The 15,144-nt window shown below is 74.7% G+C and carries 11 protein-coding genes; 7 read left to right on the top strand and 4 right to left on the bottom strand.

The genetic code is table 11. From position 1 onward, the window contains the following. From PGN05_RS01935 to PGN05_RS01925, 3 genes are all read right to left on the bottom strand, one after another. The gene (locus PGN05_RS01935) at positions 1-738 is read right to left on the bottom strand and encodes an SDR family NAD(P)-dependent oxidoreductase (RefSeq protein ID WP_419750686.1); all 738 of its coding nucleotides are present in this window, start codon (positions 736-738) and stop codon (positions 1-3) included. Positions 739-828: 90 nt separating this feature from the next. Next, positions 829-2,334 (bottom strand): aldehyde dehydrogenase family protein, encoded by a 1,506-nt coding sequence (locus PGN05_RS01930; protein ID WP_419750684.1) that lies wholly within the window; start codon positions 2,332-2,334, stop codon positions 829-831. Between the two features lie 164 nt (positions 2,335-2,498). Next, a complete protein-coding gene (locus PGN05_RS01925) occupies positions 2,499-4,688 on the bottom strand; it encodes a N,N-dimethylformamidase beta subunit family domain-containing protein (protein WP_419750683.1) in 2,190 nt (729 codons plus the stop codon). Between the two features lie 263 nt (positions 4,689-4,951). On the opposite strand from PGN05_RS01925, the gene PGN05_RS01920 reads away from it, so the two are divergent. From PGN05_RS01920 to PGN05_RS01905, 4 genes are all read left to right on the top strand, one after another. Further along, the gene (locus PGN05_RS01920; RefSeq protein ID WP_419750681.1) at positions 4,952-5,818 is read left to right on the top strand and encodes an IclR family transcriptional regulator; all 867 of its coding nucleotides are present in this window, start codon (positions 4,952-4,954) and stop codon (positions 5,816-5,818) included. A 181-nt stretch (positions 5,819-5,999) separates the two neighbouring features. Beyond that, entirely contained in the window at positions 6,000-7,496 is a 1,497-nt protein-coding gene (locus PGN05_RS01915; RefSeq protein ID WP_419750679.1) for an APC family permease, read from the top strand. Between the two features lie 63 nt (positions 7,497-7,559). Next, positions 7,560-9,443: a primary-amine oxidase gene (locus tag PGN05_RS01910; protein ID WP_419750677.1), complete on the top strand. Its 1,884-nt coding sequence runs from the start codon at positions 7,560-7,562 to the stop codon at positions 9,441-9,443. Positions 9,444-9,562: 119 nt separating this feature from the next. Next, the gene (locus tag PGN05_RS01905; protein WP_419750675.1) at positions 9,563-10,012 is read left to right on the top strand and encodes a hypothetical protein; all 450 of its coding nucleotides are present in this window, start codon (positions 9,563-9,565) and stop codon (positions 10,010-10,012) included. On the opposite strand, the gene PGN05_RS01900 is transcribed toward PGN05_RS01905, so the two are convergent. After that, complete coding sequence (locus tag PGN05_RS01900) at positions 9,982-10,596, bottom strand: TetR/AcrR family transcriptional regulator (RefSeq protein WP_419750674.1); 615 nt, start codon at positions 10,594-10,596, stop codon at positions 9,982-9,984. The genes PGN05_RS01905 and PGN05_RS01900 overlap by 31 nt on opposite strands. A 220-nt stretch (positions 10,597-10,816) precedes the next feature. Between PGN05_RS01900 and PGN05_RS01895 the strand changes: the two genes are divergently transcribed. The 3 genes from PGN05_RS01895 to PGN05_RS01885 all read left to right on the top strand — a co-directional run. Beyond that, positions 10,817-12,271 (top strand): aldehyde dehydrogenase family protein, encoded by a 1,455-nt coding sequence (locus PGN05_RS01895; RefSeq protein ID WP_419750672.1) that lies wholly within the window; start codon positions 10,817-10,819, stop codon positions 12,269-12,271. A gap of 23 nt (positions 12,272-12,294) precedes the next feature. After that, positions 12,295-13,929 carry a class I adenylate-forming enzyme family protein gene (locus tag PGN05_RS01890; protein ID WP_419750671.1) on the top strand — a complete coding sequence of 545 codons (1,635 nt, stop codon included), beginning with the start codon at positions 12,295-12,297 and terminating at the stop codon, positions 13,927-13,929. A gap of 10 nt (positions 13,930-13,939) precedes the next feature. Beyond that, a partial coding sequence (locus PGN05_RS01885) for a CoA transferase (protein ID WP_419750669.1) occupies positions 13,940-15,144 on the top strand: 1,205 nt, incomplete at its 3' end.

Here is a 15,144-nt window from a genome sequence, read left to right as displayed (position 1 = left end):
TCACTGGGCCGTGTAGCCCCCGTCGACGTGGACGACGGAACCGGTGACGAAGGCACTGCCCTCGGCGAGGAGGGGGAGGACCGCGGCGCTCACGTCGGCCGGCGTTCCCCACCGGCGCACCGGGAGCTTGGCCGTCAGGGCCTGCTGGACCTCCTCGTCGCCCTGGACCTGGTTCATCGGGGTCCCGATGGGGCCGGGAGCGACACAGTTGACGGTGACGCCCGTCCCCGCGACCTCGAGCGCGATGCAACGCGTCAGGGCGTGGACCGCCCCCTTGGTGGCGGCGTACCCGCCGCGCTCCGCCGTCCCCACCGTCCCCAGGACCGAGCCGATGGTCACGATCCGCCCGAAGCCCCGCTCGAGCATGCCCGGCAGGACGGCTCGCACGGCCAGCCACGTGCCGAGGACGTTGGTCTCCCAGGCGGCTCGGAAGTCCTCCACCGGGAGCTCCAGCGCCGATCCCCGGGCCAGCCGGCCCGCCGCGGTGACGAGTCCCTCCGGGGGGCCCAGCTCGGCGGCGACGGTCGCCACGGCGCGGGCGAGAGCGGACTCGTCCGTGACGTCCGCGGGCAGGACGAGACCGCGGCCACTGCCGGCCTCGTCGAGTGCCTGCGCGGCGAGCTCTCCGCGGCCGGGGTCCCGCGCCAGGACGGCGACGTCCCGGCCGGCGGCCACGAGCGCCGTCGCGATCCCCAGGCCGATGCCGCTGGTCCCGCCGGTGACGACGACAGAGCCCATGGGTGCACCACTCCGGTGGGTCGGGGGGTCGGTGGGGGACGACCCGAGCTGCCCTGCCACGTGCACCGGCCGGGCGCCGCCCGGGCCCCGTCAGCCCCAGAGGGGGAAGCGGGGGGCGCCCAGGTCGATGTTCACGGTCTTGCTGGCGCTGTACTCGAGCATCGTCTCCCAGCACAGCTCCCGGCCGAAGCCGCTGTCCTTGACGCCGCCCATCGGAGCACCGGCGGGGAGGTCGAACCACTTGTTGACCCAGACGATGCCGGCGTCGAGCTCGGCCGCGATGCGGTGGGCCCGGGTCAGGTCGTTGGTCCACACCCCGGCGGCCAGGCCGTACCGGGTGCTGTTCGCCCGCGCCACGGCCTCGGCGTAGTCGGAGAAGCGCTCCGCGACGGCCACCGGGCCGAAGACCTCCTCAGCGGCGATCGAGGACCGGCCCGCGGGATCGGCCAGCACCGCGGGGCGGAGGAAGAAGCCCTGGCTGTTGGCCTCCGGCAGGGCGAGCTCCTCGTTCCCGGCGAGGAGGGTCACGCCCTGCTCGCGGGCCGTCTGCAGGTGCTCGCGCACCCGGGCGTGGTGCGGCCGGGACACCAGCGGCCCGAGCTGGGTGGCGGGGTCGAGGGCGTCACCGACCCGGATCGTCCGGGCGAGGGCGGCGAACTGCTCGAGGAACTCGTCGGCGATGCGCTCGTGCACCAGCAGCCGCGACGAGGCGATGCAGGCCTCCCCGTTGGCCAGGAAGATCCCCATGGCGGCGTCACTGACGGCCCGGTCGAGGTCGGCGTCCTCCGCCACGATGAGCGCGCTCTTGCCCCCCAGCTCCATGAGGGTGGGGGTCAGGGCCTCCGCCGCGGCCGCCATGACCGTGCGGGCCGTGGCGCCCCCGCCGGTCAGGGTCACCGTGGCGACGTCCGGGTGGCCGACCAGCGCGGAGCCGACCTCCGGCCCGAACCCGGGCACGACGTTGACGACACTGGGCGGCACGAGGTCGGCCACCAGGCGGACGAACTCCAGGATGCTCGCCGTCGCGTACTCCGACGGCTTGACGACCACGGTGTTGCCGCAGGCCAGGGCCGGCGCGAGCTTGTTGGCCAGGGTGATGAGGGGCGAGTTCCACGGCAGCACCACGGCGATGACCCCGAGGGGCTCGCGCAGGGTGTAGACGAGGGACTCCGGGCTCTCCACCGGGATCTGGTCGCCCCGGTGGTCGCGCACCAGGCCCGCGAAGTACCGGTAGATCGCGGCGCTGGACGGGATGTCCGCGAGCGCCACCTCACGGACCGGCCGGCCGTTCTCGGTGGGCAGCAGCCGCATCCAGAGGTCGGCGTGGGCCTCCACGCGATCGGCGATCGCGGCGAGGACGGCCTGGCGGGTGGCCAGGGACGTCCGACGCCACCCCGGCAGCGCGGCGCGGGCCGCGGCCACGGCCCGGTCGACCTGCTCGGCGCTGGCGGAACCGACCACCGCCCACGGCCGGCCGGTGCTGGGGTCGACGGCCTCGAAGCTCGACGTCGTCGACAGCCAGTCGCCGTCCACGAAGACCTGGTAGTCCTCCGCCGGCTGGAAGCGCTGGATCGTCTCGGCGGCGTCGGCGGTCATGTCGCTCCTCGGTGCAGCGTTCTCGGGTGGGCAGCGGCACGGCCCCTCGTCCCGCAATCTGGTCGGGGGAGCCGACGGCGGCAAAGGAACCGTCTCGGTGACCGGACCACGGGCGGTCCGGCCGTCGGCGACTCGCCGGCCGGGGCCCGGGTGCCCGGCCGCCACTACCCGCGCAGCGGCAGCTCCTCCCGGTGGAGGAACGCGTCGAGCACGTTGCGGGTCACGGCCGAGACGTCGTTGTCGCCGTCGTCGACCAGCAACGACCCGCACCACGCGATGCTGCCGGTCGAGAAGACCGCCCCACCGGAGGGCTTGGGCACCAGCACGAGGTCGCAGCGCACCTTGTCGCTCGTGGTGCCGTCGTAGCAGCCGTCGGGGAGGGCCACCTCCACCGGGTCGAGCCCGTACGCGCGGGAGAAGCCCGTGGCGGTCGCCAGGACGATCGCGTCGTCCGGTGTCCCGAGCGCGGCGTCGGCGCGGTCGATCTCGACGCCCGCGGCGCCGTGCCCGTTGACCATCGAGTCGAAGTCGCCGATCCGCCCGGCGGCGAGGTCGACGCCGTCGAAGACGAACGAGATGCGCGGGTCCTCGGGGTCCACGACGACGTCGTAGGGCCGGTTGGTGTCGAAGCCCTGCGAGGCCATCCCGACGCCGAGCAGCTTCTGCGGCGCCTTGCCCCGCAGCCGCCACAGGCCGCCGAGTTCCCCGGTGGTGGCGTGGTGCCACTCCCCGGGTTCCGGTTGCCAGGCCCGGATGCCGGCGGTGCGGCGGATCTCCATGGTGTGCTGCCGCTCGGGGTCGATCGAGGTGACCCAGTAGAAGCCGTTGCCGCCCATGTACATCAGCCGGCCACCGCCGCCGACGTACTCCTCGTAGGCCCTCACCATGGCGGTGGTCGGGTACTCGGGGTGGCTGCCGGTGAGGACGACGCGGTAGGGCGACAGGGCGTCCCGCCCCTGCCGGTGCACCTCCTCGTCGGTGATGACGTCGAACGCGTACCCCTGGCGGGTGAGCCAGCTGATCAGGTGCAGGTCGGCGCTGAACTGGTGCGCGGAGGTGGGGCCGCCGGCCACGGCCGCCCAGCGGTGGTCGTGCCGGACGTTGGGCAGCGGCTTCTGGGAGGAGGCGAAACAGACCCCGGACAGGTCGGTGTGCACGTCGTAGAGGCTGCGCAGCCCCTGCGCCACCAGGTACTCGTCGTGCTTGTTGCCCCCGAAGTGCGGCGGCGCCTCGACGCCGACGCCCTCCAGGTAGGCGCGCGCGCCGGGGTCGGCCATGACGTGCTCGCAGCTGTAGGCCAGGTAGCTCAACGTCGGCAGGACGACGACGACGTCGTGCCGCGTGGTGGTGGGGACGACGACGAAGGGGACGGTGTCGCTGGTGCCGTCGCTCGCCTCGACGTGGATGCCGTAGACCCCGCTCGGGAGGTCCGCGGGGAGTTCGAGGACGACGTCGTCCGCCCAGTTCGCGTCGTCGAGGTCGTCGTCGTGGAAGTGGATGGCGTTGTAGGCCTCCGGCGCCAGCCGCGGGTCGACGTCGTCGGCAGCTCCCGCCATGCCCAGGCAGGCGCGCAGCGGGAAGTTGACGCTGTGGCCGGCGAAGGTGTCCCCGAGCCGGTTGGCGACGGTGCGGAGGGAACCGGAGGAGGGCCCGAAGTCCCACGCCGCCACGAGCCGGCCCTCCGCGGGGTCCGCGCCGGGCGTGGCCCGCAGGGTGGGGGAGTCGATGCGGCCGTTGAAGTGGTCCGTGGGCACCGCGTCGCGTGCCGCCGTGGCCGCGAAGACGACGCCGACGGGCCCGGCTGCGTCCAGCCGCACGGCGGTCGAGGCGAGCAGTCGGTCGCCCTGGTCCGAGGTGAGCTCGAGCTCGGCGGCTCCGGACGCGACGTCCACGGCCAGCGTCATCCGGTACCAGCGACCGCTGACCACAGGGCCGGCAGCCGTGGGACCGCACGCGCCGCAGAGGCTGATCGCGCCGTCCTCGTCGAGGGCGGCCGCCACCACCGGGACCCCCTCCTGGGTGAGGGACACGACCGTCTGACGGTGCCCGGCCCGCGGCAGGGTGGGCCGGACGGCGGCGGTCAGGTCGAGCCGGACCGTGCCGGGCGGCAGCGGTGACTCCGCCGTCCGGACGGAGGAGCCGGCCCGCAGCGGCTGCACCCGGCCCGGGAAGCGGGCGCCGTCGAGGGCACTGGGGACCGGGCGGATGTCCGGCCCGGGCCCCAGTGGGTGGGGGTCACCGAGGACGAGGCGGACCAGCCGGGCGGTGAAGCTCTCGGCCGGAGTGCTGAAGCGGCCGCGCACCACCTCGCCGGGCTCGGAGCTCAGCCGGTCGACGTACCCGATGACGTTCACTGCTGGCGTTCTCCCTCTCTCCGCGCGGCCGGCCGGCCGGAGTCGTTGCCCGACTCGGTGACGACCCCGGTCCCGCGCGCACTCTGCAGAGATCGCGGCCGGGCGGGAACGGCGCCGGTTCGCTGAGCGGGCCGGGGACGCCAGGTCGTGCGCAGCGGCGGCCCGTCACAGGAGGGAAACCCCGAACTGACGAAGACGGAACACGGGGACTCTGGACGCTGAGGTTATACGAGTGGAGAATCGATCGTGGTGCAGGTCACTCGATGAGCAAGGAGCCCCCCATGTCCCTCCCGGCGCTCACCCGGCCCGATGCGCCGGACGAGGACGACGGCTGCCCCAAGTCGGTGCTCGGCAAGGCCCACCTGCTGCTGTCGGCCTTCGGCGCCGGCGCGTACCAGCTCCGGCTGACCGAGTTGAGCCGCCGCTCGGGCGTGCCGAAGGCGTCGGCCCACCGGCTGGCCCAGGAGCTCGTGCAGTGGGGGCTGCTCGAGCGGGCCGGGGACGGCTACCAGCTGGGCCTCCGGGTGTTCGAGCTGGGCCAGCGCGTGCCCATCGCGGCCGTGCTCCGTGGCGTGTCCCGGCCGGTGCTGGTCGACCTCTTCGCGACGACGAGGGCGACCATCCACCTGGCCGTGCTCGACGGCGGGAACGTGCTCTACGCGGAGAAGGTCGCCGGCGAGGCCAACATCCAGACGCACTCCGAGGTGGGTGGCCGGCTGCCGGCGACCTGCACGGCGACCGGCAAGGTCCTCCTCGCGCTCGCGCCCGACGGCGAGGCGGCGCTGCAGCAGTGGGAGCGGTTCGGTGTCGTGCGGCCGACCTCGCGGAGCGCCGCCACGGTGGAGGCGCTGCGCGCCCAGCTGGTGGAGGTCCGCAGACGCGGGTTCGCCGTCGAGGTCGAGGAGACCCTGGTGGGCTACGCGAGCGTCGCGGTCCCCGTCGTCGGATCCGACGGCAGCGTCTACGCCGCCGTCTCCGCGACCGCACCGGTCAGCCGCCTCGTCGTGGGCAGGCTCGTGCCCCAGCTGCAGGCGGCGGCCGCCGGCATCGCCCGAGCCGTCGACCGGCGGATCCCCGGGGGTGTCACGGCCTCGGACCGTCTGGCCGGGGGCGTGTGCACCGCCCGCTGACCCGGATCCCCGGCCCGGCAGGGGCCGCCGGCCGCTCCGGCTGACCGCCCGCCACCTGCCGCGGCAGGTGGCGGTCCGGTCACCGGACCCGCCACCCCAGCGGCAGGCCCACTCGGTGGTTCCCTTCCGGCACTCGACTGCGGGCCACCCGGCCCGCAGCCGGAACCTCGGAGGAGTGGACATGCAGGAAGCCATGAGCACCGGCGGGGGACTGGGCAACTCGCAACCGGACGGGAGGGGCGGCCGGCTGGCCGCCGGCAGTCTCACCGCACCGCACGTCGTCTTCATGGTGCTGGCGGCCGCGGCGCCGATGGCGGTCGTCGTCGCCATCATGCCGATCGCCTTCGCCCTCGGGAACGGTGCGGGGACGCCGGGGATGTTCCTCCTGGCGGCGCTGGTCCTCCTGCTGTTCTCCGTCGGGTACGTGCGCGCGGTCCCCTACGTCCGCAACGCCGGCGCCTTCTACGCCTACATCGCGCAGGGACTCGGCCGGCCGCTCGGCCTCGTGGCCGCGTACACCGCCGCCATCTGCTACAACGCGCTGTCGGCGGCCACCTGCGGGGCGCTGGCCTTCTTCGCTGCCGACACCGCGAACCGGATGCTGGGCATCGACCTCCCGTGGCCGGTGTGGGCGGCGATCGGCATCGCGCTGGTCCTGCTGCTGTCCTTCCGCAAGGTGACCGTGTCGGCCCGCGTGCTGACCGTCGCGCTCCTGCTCGAGGTCGCCATCCTGCTCGTCCTCGTGGTCGCGATCCTGTTCCAGGCCGGGATCTCGGCGTTCTCGCTGCAGGTCTTCGCACCGAGTGCCATCGCCAGCGGCTCGATCGGGGTGGCGGTCATCTACGCGCTCTCGTCGTTCCTGGGCTTCGAGGGGACCGCCATCTACGCCGAGGAGACCCGCGACCCCGTCCGCACGGTCCCGCGGGCCACGTACGGCGCGGTCGCCGTCGTGGGCGTCTTCTACGTCCTGTGCGCCTGGGGGCTGGCCGCGGCCACGGGCGTCGACCAGGTCGCCGCCGCCGCCGGCGAGGACCCGGGCAACTTCCTCTTCGCCGTCACCGAGCAGTACCTCGGCACCTGGGCGGTCGACGTCGTCGGCGTGCTGGTGGTGACGAGCTCCTTCGCCGCGGTGCTGGCGTTCCACAACGCGGCCGCGCGCTACTTCTACGCCCTGGCCCGCGACGGCTTCCTCCCGGCGCCGCTGGCCCGCACGCACCCCCACCGGGGCTCGCCCTACGTGGCGGGCATCGCCCAGGTGGTCGTCCTCTCGCTGCTGGTGTTCGGGTTCGCCGCGGCCGGCCTCGACCCCCTGCTCAACCTCGCGACGTCCCTGACCGGCCTCGGTGCGGTCGGCCTCGAGTCGCTGCTGACCCTGACCTCGGTCGCGATCGTGGTCTTCTTCTGGCGACAGGGACGGCGGGACTTCGGGCACGTGGTCGCGCCCGCGATCGCCGCGGTCGCCCTGGGCGTGGCGACCGTCCTGTCCTTCGTCAACTACCCGTCACTCACCGGCAGTCCGTCGCCGATCATCAACTCGCTGCCCTGGCTCCATCTGGTGACCGTCGTGGTCGGGCTGGCCGTCGCGCTCGTCGTCCGCCGGCGTGACCCCGCCCGCTACGCGCGGATGGGCAGCACGCGGGTGGACGAGGAGACCGCCACCCCGTCGTCCCTCCCGTGACGCCGCCCTGATCGACGCCACCCGGCAGCACCACCCCGCACAGAGAGAGCGAGGACGACCGCGATGCGGCACGACCTGTTCAACCCGCTGACCGCCGACGAGATCAGCACGGTGTCCCGGCTGGTGCGCCAGCACCCGGAGTTCGCCGGCCAGCGGATCGGCTTCAGCGCGGTCTTCCCCGACGAGCCGGACAAGGCCCGGCTCCGGGCCGGTGACGCGGTGTCGCGCCGGGCCCGCGCCATGGTGGTCGACCGCTCGTCCGGGCGGTCGCTCGACGTCCGCGTCGACCTCGACCGGGGCCAGGTCGACCGGCTCGAGGTCGTCGCCGAGGGCGCGGCCCCGGTCCTGCTCGAGGAGTTCGAGAACGTCGGAGCGGCCGTCAAGAAGGACCCGCGCTACCTGGCCGCGCTGGCCGAGCGGGGGATCACCGACGTCACCAACGTGCAGGTGGACCCCTGGTGCATCGGCAACGTCCCGGACGTCGACGGCGCCCGGGTCTGCGGGGCGATCTCCTACCTCCGCAACTTCCCGACCGACAACGGCTACGCGCACCCGATCGAGGGCGTCGTCGCCTTCGTGGACCTCGTCACCGAGGAGGTGCTCGAGGTCAAGGACCACGGGGTCCGCCCGATGAGCCAGACCGAGGCCAACTACGACCAGGCCTCCAACGCCCCCATGCGCACCGACGTCAAGCCCCTGGAGATCACCCAGCCCGAGGGCGTGGGGTTCACCATCGACGGCAACGAGCTGACCTGGCAGAAGTGGCGGTTCCGGGTCAGCCTCCACCCGCTCGAGGGCCTGGTGGTCCACGGCGTCGAGTACCGGGACGGGGACGAGTACCGCAGCATCCTGCACCGCGGGTCGGTCGCCGAGATGGTGGTCCCGTACGGCGACGCCGCGCCGGAGCACAACTGGCGCAGCGCCTTCGACGTCGGCGAGTTCGGTCTCGGCAAGCTGACCAACTCCCTGGTCCTGGGATGCGACTGCCTGGGCGAGATCCGCTACCTCGACGCCGTCCTGGCCGGCGAGGACGGCGAGCCCTACACGATCGGCAACGCCATCTGCATCCACGAGGAGGACGACGGCATCCTCTGGAAGCACCAGGACTGGGTCACCGGCACCACCGACGTCCGGCGGTCCCGCCGACTGGTCGTCAGCTCGATCGCCACGGTGGGCAACTACGAGTACGGCTTCTTCTGGTACTTCCACCAGGACGGCTCGGTCCTCGTGGAGGCCAAGCTCACCGGGATCGTGCAGACCCGGGCCGTCCACGACGGCGAGGAGACCCCCAGCGCCACGCGGATCGGGGAGAACCTGGTGGCCTCCTACCACCAGCACATCTTCAGCTTCCGGCTGGACTTCGAGGTCGACGGCCACGAGAACACCGTCTTCGAGAACGACGCGGCACGGATCCCGGTGGGGCCGGAGAACCCGACCGGGGCCGCCTTCACGGTCCGCAGGACGCTGATCGAGACCGAGCAGAGCGGAGTGGGCCTCACCGACCCGCAGGTGTCCCGCAACTGGACGGTCGTCAACCGGTCCAAGACCAACGCGTGGGGGGTGCCGGTCGGGTACAAGCTGCTCCCGGGCTGGTCCTCGGCCACCCTGCTGGCGCAGGACGAGGCCCCGGTGGCCCAGCGTGCGGGCTTCACCAAGAAGAACCTGTGGGTGACCCCCTACTCGCCCGACGAGATGCGGTCGGCCGGCGACTACCCCAACCAGCACCGCAGCGGCGCCGGCCTGCCGGCCTGGACCCGCGCCGACCGGTCGACCGTCGACACGGACGTGGTCGTGTGGTTCACCCTCGGGGTGACCCACATCCCGCGTGCCGAGGACTGGCCGGTCATGCCGGTCGAGCGGGCGGGCTTCCACCTGCTGCCGGTCACCTTCTTCGACCGCACCCCCGCCCCCGACGCCCCCCCGTCCGGGGCCGGCCACTGTCACTGAGCCGGGTGGCCCGGCGGGCGGTCGCGGCCGGATCCCTCCGGCCGCGACCGCTCCGGCACCCGCGCCGACCGTCCGGTCCCCGGGGGATCCGGCCCGCTTCCCGCACGGAGGACGACGGCGTGTCCGCACCGCTCCAGGAGACGGGGCGTCCCGGCCGTGCGCTCGCCGGCGGAGGCCTCCCGCGCGGCGTCGTGCGGCCGGTCCGCCTCGCCGCGCTCGCCAGTGCCCTGGGGGGCTGTGCGCACCTGGGAACCGCGTGGGCGCACCCCGGGGCGGCGGTCCGGGTCCTGCTGGTCGCCATGGCGGCGGTCTGCCTGCCCTGCGCGGTCCACCTGTGGCGGGGCCGGGCGGGCGCGGGCACGTGGTGCGTCACGGTGCTGATGGCCGCGGCGATGGTGCTGGTGCACCTGGTGCTCGTCGCCTCGGGCGGCCACGGCCACCACGATCCCGGGACGGTGTCGTGGCTGGTCCGGCCGGGGTTCGTGCTGGGCCTGCCGGTGGTGCTCCTCGTGGCCATCGGGGGAGCGGGGTACCGCAGCTACCGGGCGAGTCGGCTGTCCGGCTGCTGAGCGTCGCGCCCGGCCGCCGCCAGCTGTCCCAGCAGCTGCCGCAGGAGGCGCAGGGCCGCCTCGGTCCGCTCGGTGGAGCGGAACAGCGCGTGCTGCAGCACCAGACCGTCCAGAGCCGCGAACAGCAGCGTGACCTTGGCGCCGTCCTCGTCCTCGATCCCCAGGGAGTCGAGGGTCTGGCCGATCGCCGACAGGTACCGGTCGTAGAGGCCCGTCGCGAGCGCCCGGTCCCCGATGCCGCGGATGGCGTTGAGCACGACGTCGTACTGGAGGACCCGGTGGCTCCAGTCCTCGGTGTCGGTCAGCCCCTCCGCGAAGGACTCCAGGCGGTCGGTGGACAGCCGGACCTCGGAGATGTCCTCCGTGATCGCCCGCTCCAGGGCCTCCTCCAGCATGGCCTGGCGCGTGCCGAAGTAGTGCCGGACGAGGCCGTGCGTGACCTGGGCGCGCGCCGCCACCGACCGGTGGGTGACGGCGTGCTGGCCCTCCTCGCCGGCGATGGCGATGACGGCGTGCAGCAGCTGCTCCCGGGTGCTCGTCGGCTGGGCGTCGTGGGTCGCCCCGTCGGGCGGAGAGGACGACACGGGGGTTCCTCCGTCGATGTGGTGAGGATGGCGGCGCCCTGCCCGTGCCGGTGACGGCACGGGCACGTGGCCTCCCCCACAGCGTCCCCCGTGCAGCCGGGCCCGGCTGCACGCCGGTCCGCTGGACGGTCCGCCGGCGTTGACCCTCCCGTGAGCGGCCGCGAGGTTCGTCCGGGGAACAGGGCGCACGCACTCCGGCGTGCCACGGCGGGAGGACACCATGACGGTCGTCGAGAGGCTGCTGGTCGGCGGGGACTGGGTCGAGGCGGCCGACGGTCGGACGAGTCCCACCTTCGACCCGTCGACGGGCGGGCAGCTGGCCACCTTCTCCGAGGCGGGCGCGGAGGACGTCGAGGACGCGGTCGCCGCGGCGCGGCACGCCCTCTCCGCAGCGGCGTGGCGGGGCCTCACGCCGGACGCCCGGGGCCGGTTGCTCTGGCGGGTCGCCGAGCTGCTCGAACGGGACGCCGAGGAGCTGGCGGAGCTCGAGACCCGCGACGTGGGCCAGCCCATCGCCATGTCCCGCGGCGTCAACGTGGTCCTCGCCGCGCAGGTGTTCCGGTACTACGCCGGGTGGGCGACCAAGCTGGAGGGCAAGCTGTCCTCGGTCTCCGTGCCCGGCACGCTGCACTACACGCGCCGGGAGCCGGTCGGGGTCTGCGCGCTCATCACGCCGTGGAACTTCCCGCTGGCCATCGCTGCCTGGAAGCTGGCACCGGCGCTCGCCACCGGCAACACCGTCGTCCTCAAGCCGGCGGAGCAGACGCCGCTGAGCACGCTGCGCCTGGGGGCGCTCTGCCTGGAGGCCGGCATCCCCGCGGGGGTGGTGAACGTCCTCACCGGCGGGCCGGAGGTCGGCCAGGCCCTCGTCGCGCACCGGGACGTCGACAAGGTCTCCTTCACCGGGTCCACCGAGGTGGGGCAGCAGATCGTCGCCGCGGCCGCCGCCGACCTCAAGCGGGTCAGCCTGGAGCTGGGCGGCAAGGCCCCCAGCATCATCACCCGCGACGCCGACATCGACGCCGCCGTCGTCGGCAACCTCCAGGGGGCGCTGTTCAACACCGGTCAGGCCTGCGGGGCCTACACCCGCTTCTACGTCGACCGGGCTCGCGTCGACGAGTTCACCGAGAAGATCGCCGCCGCCTCGACGACCCTGCCGATGGGGCGCCCGTTGGACCCCGCCACGGTCCTGGGCCCGCTGATCTCCCAGGAGCAGCTCGACCGGGTGGCCGGCTACGTCCGGAGCGGGGTCGACCAGGGCGCCCAGCTGGTCGCCGGGGGAGACCGTGCCTCGGGCCCCGGGCTCGACGACGGGTACTTCTTCACCCCCACCGTGTTCACCGGCGTCGGGGACGACATGACCATCGCCCGCGAGGAGATCTTCGGGCCGGTCTTGTCGATCTTCGCCTACGACGACGTGGACGAGGTCGTGGCCCGGGCCAACGACAGCGACTTCGGGCTGGCGTCGGTCATCTGGACCCGCGACCTGGTCACCGCGCACACCCTGGCCGAGCGGATCTGCGCGGGCACCGTCTTCGTCAACCAGCTGCCCCTCATCGACCCCGGCGCCCCGTGGGGCGGTTTCGGCCTGTCAGGGTGGGGGCGTGAGATGGGGACCTTCGCCCTGGACGAGTTCACCGAGACCAAGGGCGTGTGGGTGAACCTGGCGTCGTGAACCCGACCTGCGCTCGGGAGCCGATGACCGGCGCGGTCCTCGACGTCTCCGCCCACCCGGAGACGCTGGCCGACGTCCTCGCCCGGCGGGCCGGCACCGATCCGGGCGCGCCGCTGGTGACCTTCCCCGGCGGCCGGACGCTGACGGTGGGGGAGTGCTGGGCCGTGGCCGAGGACACGGCGCGGACGCTCCTGGCCCGGCCCACCGGTCTCCGGCCCGGCGACGCGGTCCTCACCTGCCTCCAGCCGGGCGCGGCGCTCGTCGGCGTCCTCGCCGGTGCCGCCCGGGCGGGTCTCGTGGAGGTGCCGCTCGCCCTCGACGTCCCGGCCGGGACGGCGGTGGCCACGGCCCGGGACAGCGGCGCCACGGTCGCCGTCCTCGGGACGTCGGCCGTCTCCGCGAACCCCGGCCTCCTGCAGGCGGCCGGCTCGCTCCGCGTGTTCACCGTGGACGACGGCGGCCCGGTCGCGCGCGTGCCCGGCCTCGCCCGCCTCGGGGACGTGCACGCCGGCCGGCTCGGCCCGCTCCCGCCCATGCCGGCGCCGGGGGACCCGGCCCTCGTCATGAGCACCTCGGGGACCACGGGCCGGCCCAAGGGGGTGCTGCTCCCGCACTTCGCCGGGGTCCGCCACGCCCGCCGGGTGGCCGCGTCGCTGCGGTACGGCCCCCGCGACGTCCTCTACAACGCCTTCCCCTGGAACCACGTGAACATCCGGCACGCGGGGCTGGGCGCGGCGCTGGTGAGCGGCGCCCGCCTGGTCGCCGTCCCCCGCTTCTCGGCGTCGTCGTTCTGGGACACCTGCCGGGCCGAGGGGGTGACGGCGTTCAACTTCATGGGCGCGGTCGCGGCGATCCTGCTGCGCGCCCCGGCGAGCGCCCGGGACCGCCGGCACGCCGTGACCCGGGCCTACGGCGGTCCGGCGCCCGCCTGGCTGGTCGAGGCCTTCCTCGACCGGTTCGGCGTGCAGCTGCTCGAGGCCTACGCCTGCACGGAGCTCGGCGACGTCAGCAGCAACGCCGTCGGCGACGTCGTCCCCGGCACGGCCGGGCGCCCGCTGCCCGAGTACGAGGTCCGGCTGGTCGACGACGAGGGCTCCCCGGTGCCCGCCGGCGCCCCCGGACGCATCACCGTCCGCCCCCGTGTGCCGCACACCAGCGCGCTCGGCTACGTGGGGACCGCCGCGGGCGCCACCCTGGACGGCGGGTGGACCGACACCGGGGACCGCGGGCTGCTCGACGCCGGCGGGCGGCTGGTCTTCGCGGGCCGCTCCGGGGACGTCGTCCGGCGGCGCGGGGAGAACATCTCGGCCTGGGAGGTCGAGACCGTCGTCAGCCGGCTCCCCGGCGTCCGCGAGGTGGCGGCGGTGGGCATCCCGTCGGAGTTCACCGAGGAGGACCTCCTGCTCGCCGTCGTCCCGGCCGACCCGCAGCTCGACGTGGCGGCCGTCCGGGACTGGTGCCGGCGCCACCTGCCCCGGCACGCCTGCCCCCGCTACGTGGCCGTGCTCGACGCCCTTCCCCGCAACGCCGCCACCAAGGTCCGCAAGGAGGCGCTCCGTGCCCGGGAGGTCGTCGCCGCCGCGGACGACGCCGAGGCCCGCACGCGGGGTCCCGTTCCCGCACCCCGCCCGGGGCTCGCGTCCGAGCCCACGTCCTGAGAGGAGCTGCATGTCCGGCCCAGAGCCAGCACCGGTGCCCCTGCGCGTGCTCGACCTGACCGACGAGCTCGGCGGCGCCGCCGTCCGCACCCTCGTCGGCATCGGAGCCGAGGTGGCCCGCTGCCCGGCCCCCGGTGCCCGGTCCGAGGGGCTCGCCGCCGAGCTGCACTGGTACGCCGGCACCTCGCTGCTGGCGCCGGAGCCCGCGGGGTCGCCGGCCCTCGACCGGTGGGCGCGCGACGTCGACGTCGTCCTCGAGAGCGGGCCGGTGCGCGCGCTCCGGGGCGTCGAGTTCGACGCGGCTACCGGGCAGCCGAGGTCGCGGTGGCCGCACGCCGTGCACGTCGTGGTCACCCCGTTCGGCCTGACCGGTCCGCGCCGGGACTGGCTCGGCGACGACCTCGTCGCCGCCTCCGCCGGGGGCATGACCTGGCTGGGCGGTCGCGCCGACGGCCCGCCCAAGCCCCCGCCGCGCGAGCAGGCGGTGCAGCTGGCCGGCGTGCACGCCGCCATCGCCGCCCTCCTCGGGGTCCTCGCCGCCGACCGGGACGCCGCCGACCGGGAGGGCGGGACCGGCGAGCCGGCCGGGCAGCTGGTCGACGTGTCGGCCCAGGAGGCGGCGGCGGCGACCCTGGAGACGGCCGCCATCAGCTGGATCCACGCCGGGTCGTTCCCGCGGCGCAACGGCGGCGTCTACCAGCACGTCGCCCACCGCGTGTTCCCGGCCGCCGACGGGTTCGTGGCCGGCGGCTACTCCGGCAGCGACCGCATGTGGACCGACCTGCTCGCCTGGATGGTCGAGGTCGGCGAGGCCGAGGACCTGGCCGACGAGGCCTGGGCCGACCCGATCCACCGGTGGGCCGGCCGGCCGCACGTCGACGAGGTCGTCGCGCGCTTCGCCGCTCGGCGGCCGGCCGCCGAGCTGGCCGCCGAGGGCCGCCGGCGCGCCCTCCCGTGGGCCGAGGTCAGCCGCCCGGAGCAGCTGCCGGACAACGAGCAGCTGCGCAGCCGGGACTTCTTCGTGCGGATCGCCGGGGAGCCGGGGCGGCCGGAGCTGGTCGACGTCGGGCCGCCCGTGGCGGTGCCCGGGGTGGACCGGCCGCGCACGCTGGCGGCACCGCGGGCCGTGGCGGCGCCCTCCTGGAGCGCCGGTGCCCGGCCCGGGCGCGCACCCGCCGGCCGGACCGCTGGCCGGGCTCCGGGTTCTCGACCTCA

Source organism: Geodermatophilus sp. CPCC 206100 (assembly GCF_048569675.1).
Taxonomy (GTDB): Bacteria; Actinomycetota; Actinomycetes; order Mycobacteriales; family Geodermatophilaceae; genus Geodermatophilus.
The sequence above is the reverse complement of the archived record's forward strand: the minus strand, read 5'-3'. Positions and strand labels throughout refer to the sequence as shown.

Coding starts and splice junctions, on each gene's coding strand:
- PGN05_RS01935 (WP_419750686.1), bottom strand. CDS start 738: ATGGGCTCTGTCGTCGTCACCGGCGGGACCAGCGGCATCGGCCTGGGG.
- PGN05_RS01930 (WP_419750684.1), bottom strand. CDS start 2,334: ATGACCGCCGACGCCGCCGAGACGATCCAGCGCTTCCAGCCGGCGGAG.
- PGN05_RS01920 (WP_419750681.1), top strand. CDS start 4,952: ATGAGCAAGGAGCCCCCCATGTCCCTCCCGGCGCTCACCCGGCCCGAT.
- PGN05_RS01915 (WP_419750679.1), top strand. CDS start 6,000: ATGCAGGAAGCCATGAGCACCGGCGGGGGACTGGGCAACTCGCAACCG.
- PGN05_RS01910 (WP_419750677.1), top strand. CDS start 7,560: ATGCGGCACGACCTGTTCAACCCGCTGACCGCCGACGAGATCAGCACG.
- PGN05_RS01895 (WP_419750672.1), top strand. CDS start 10,817: ATGACGGTCGTCGAGAGGCTGCTGGTCGGCGGGGACTGGGTCGAGGCG.
- PGN05_RS01890 (WP_419750671.1), top strand. CDS start 12,295: ATGACCGGCGCGGTCCTCGACGTCTCCGCCCACCCGGAGACGCTGGCC.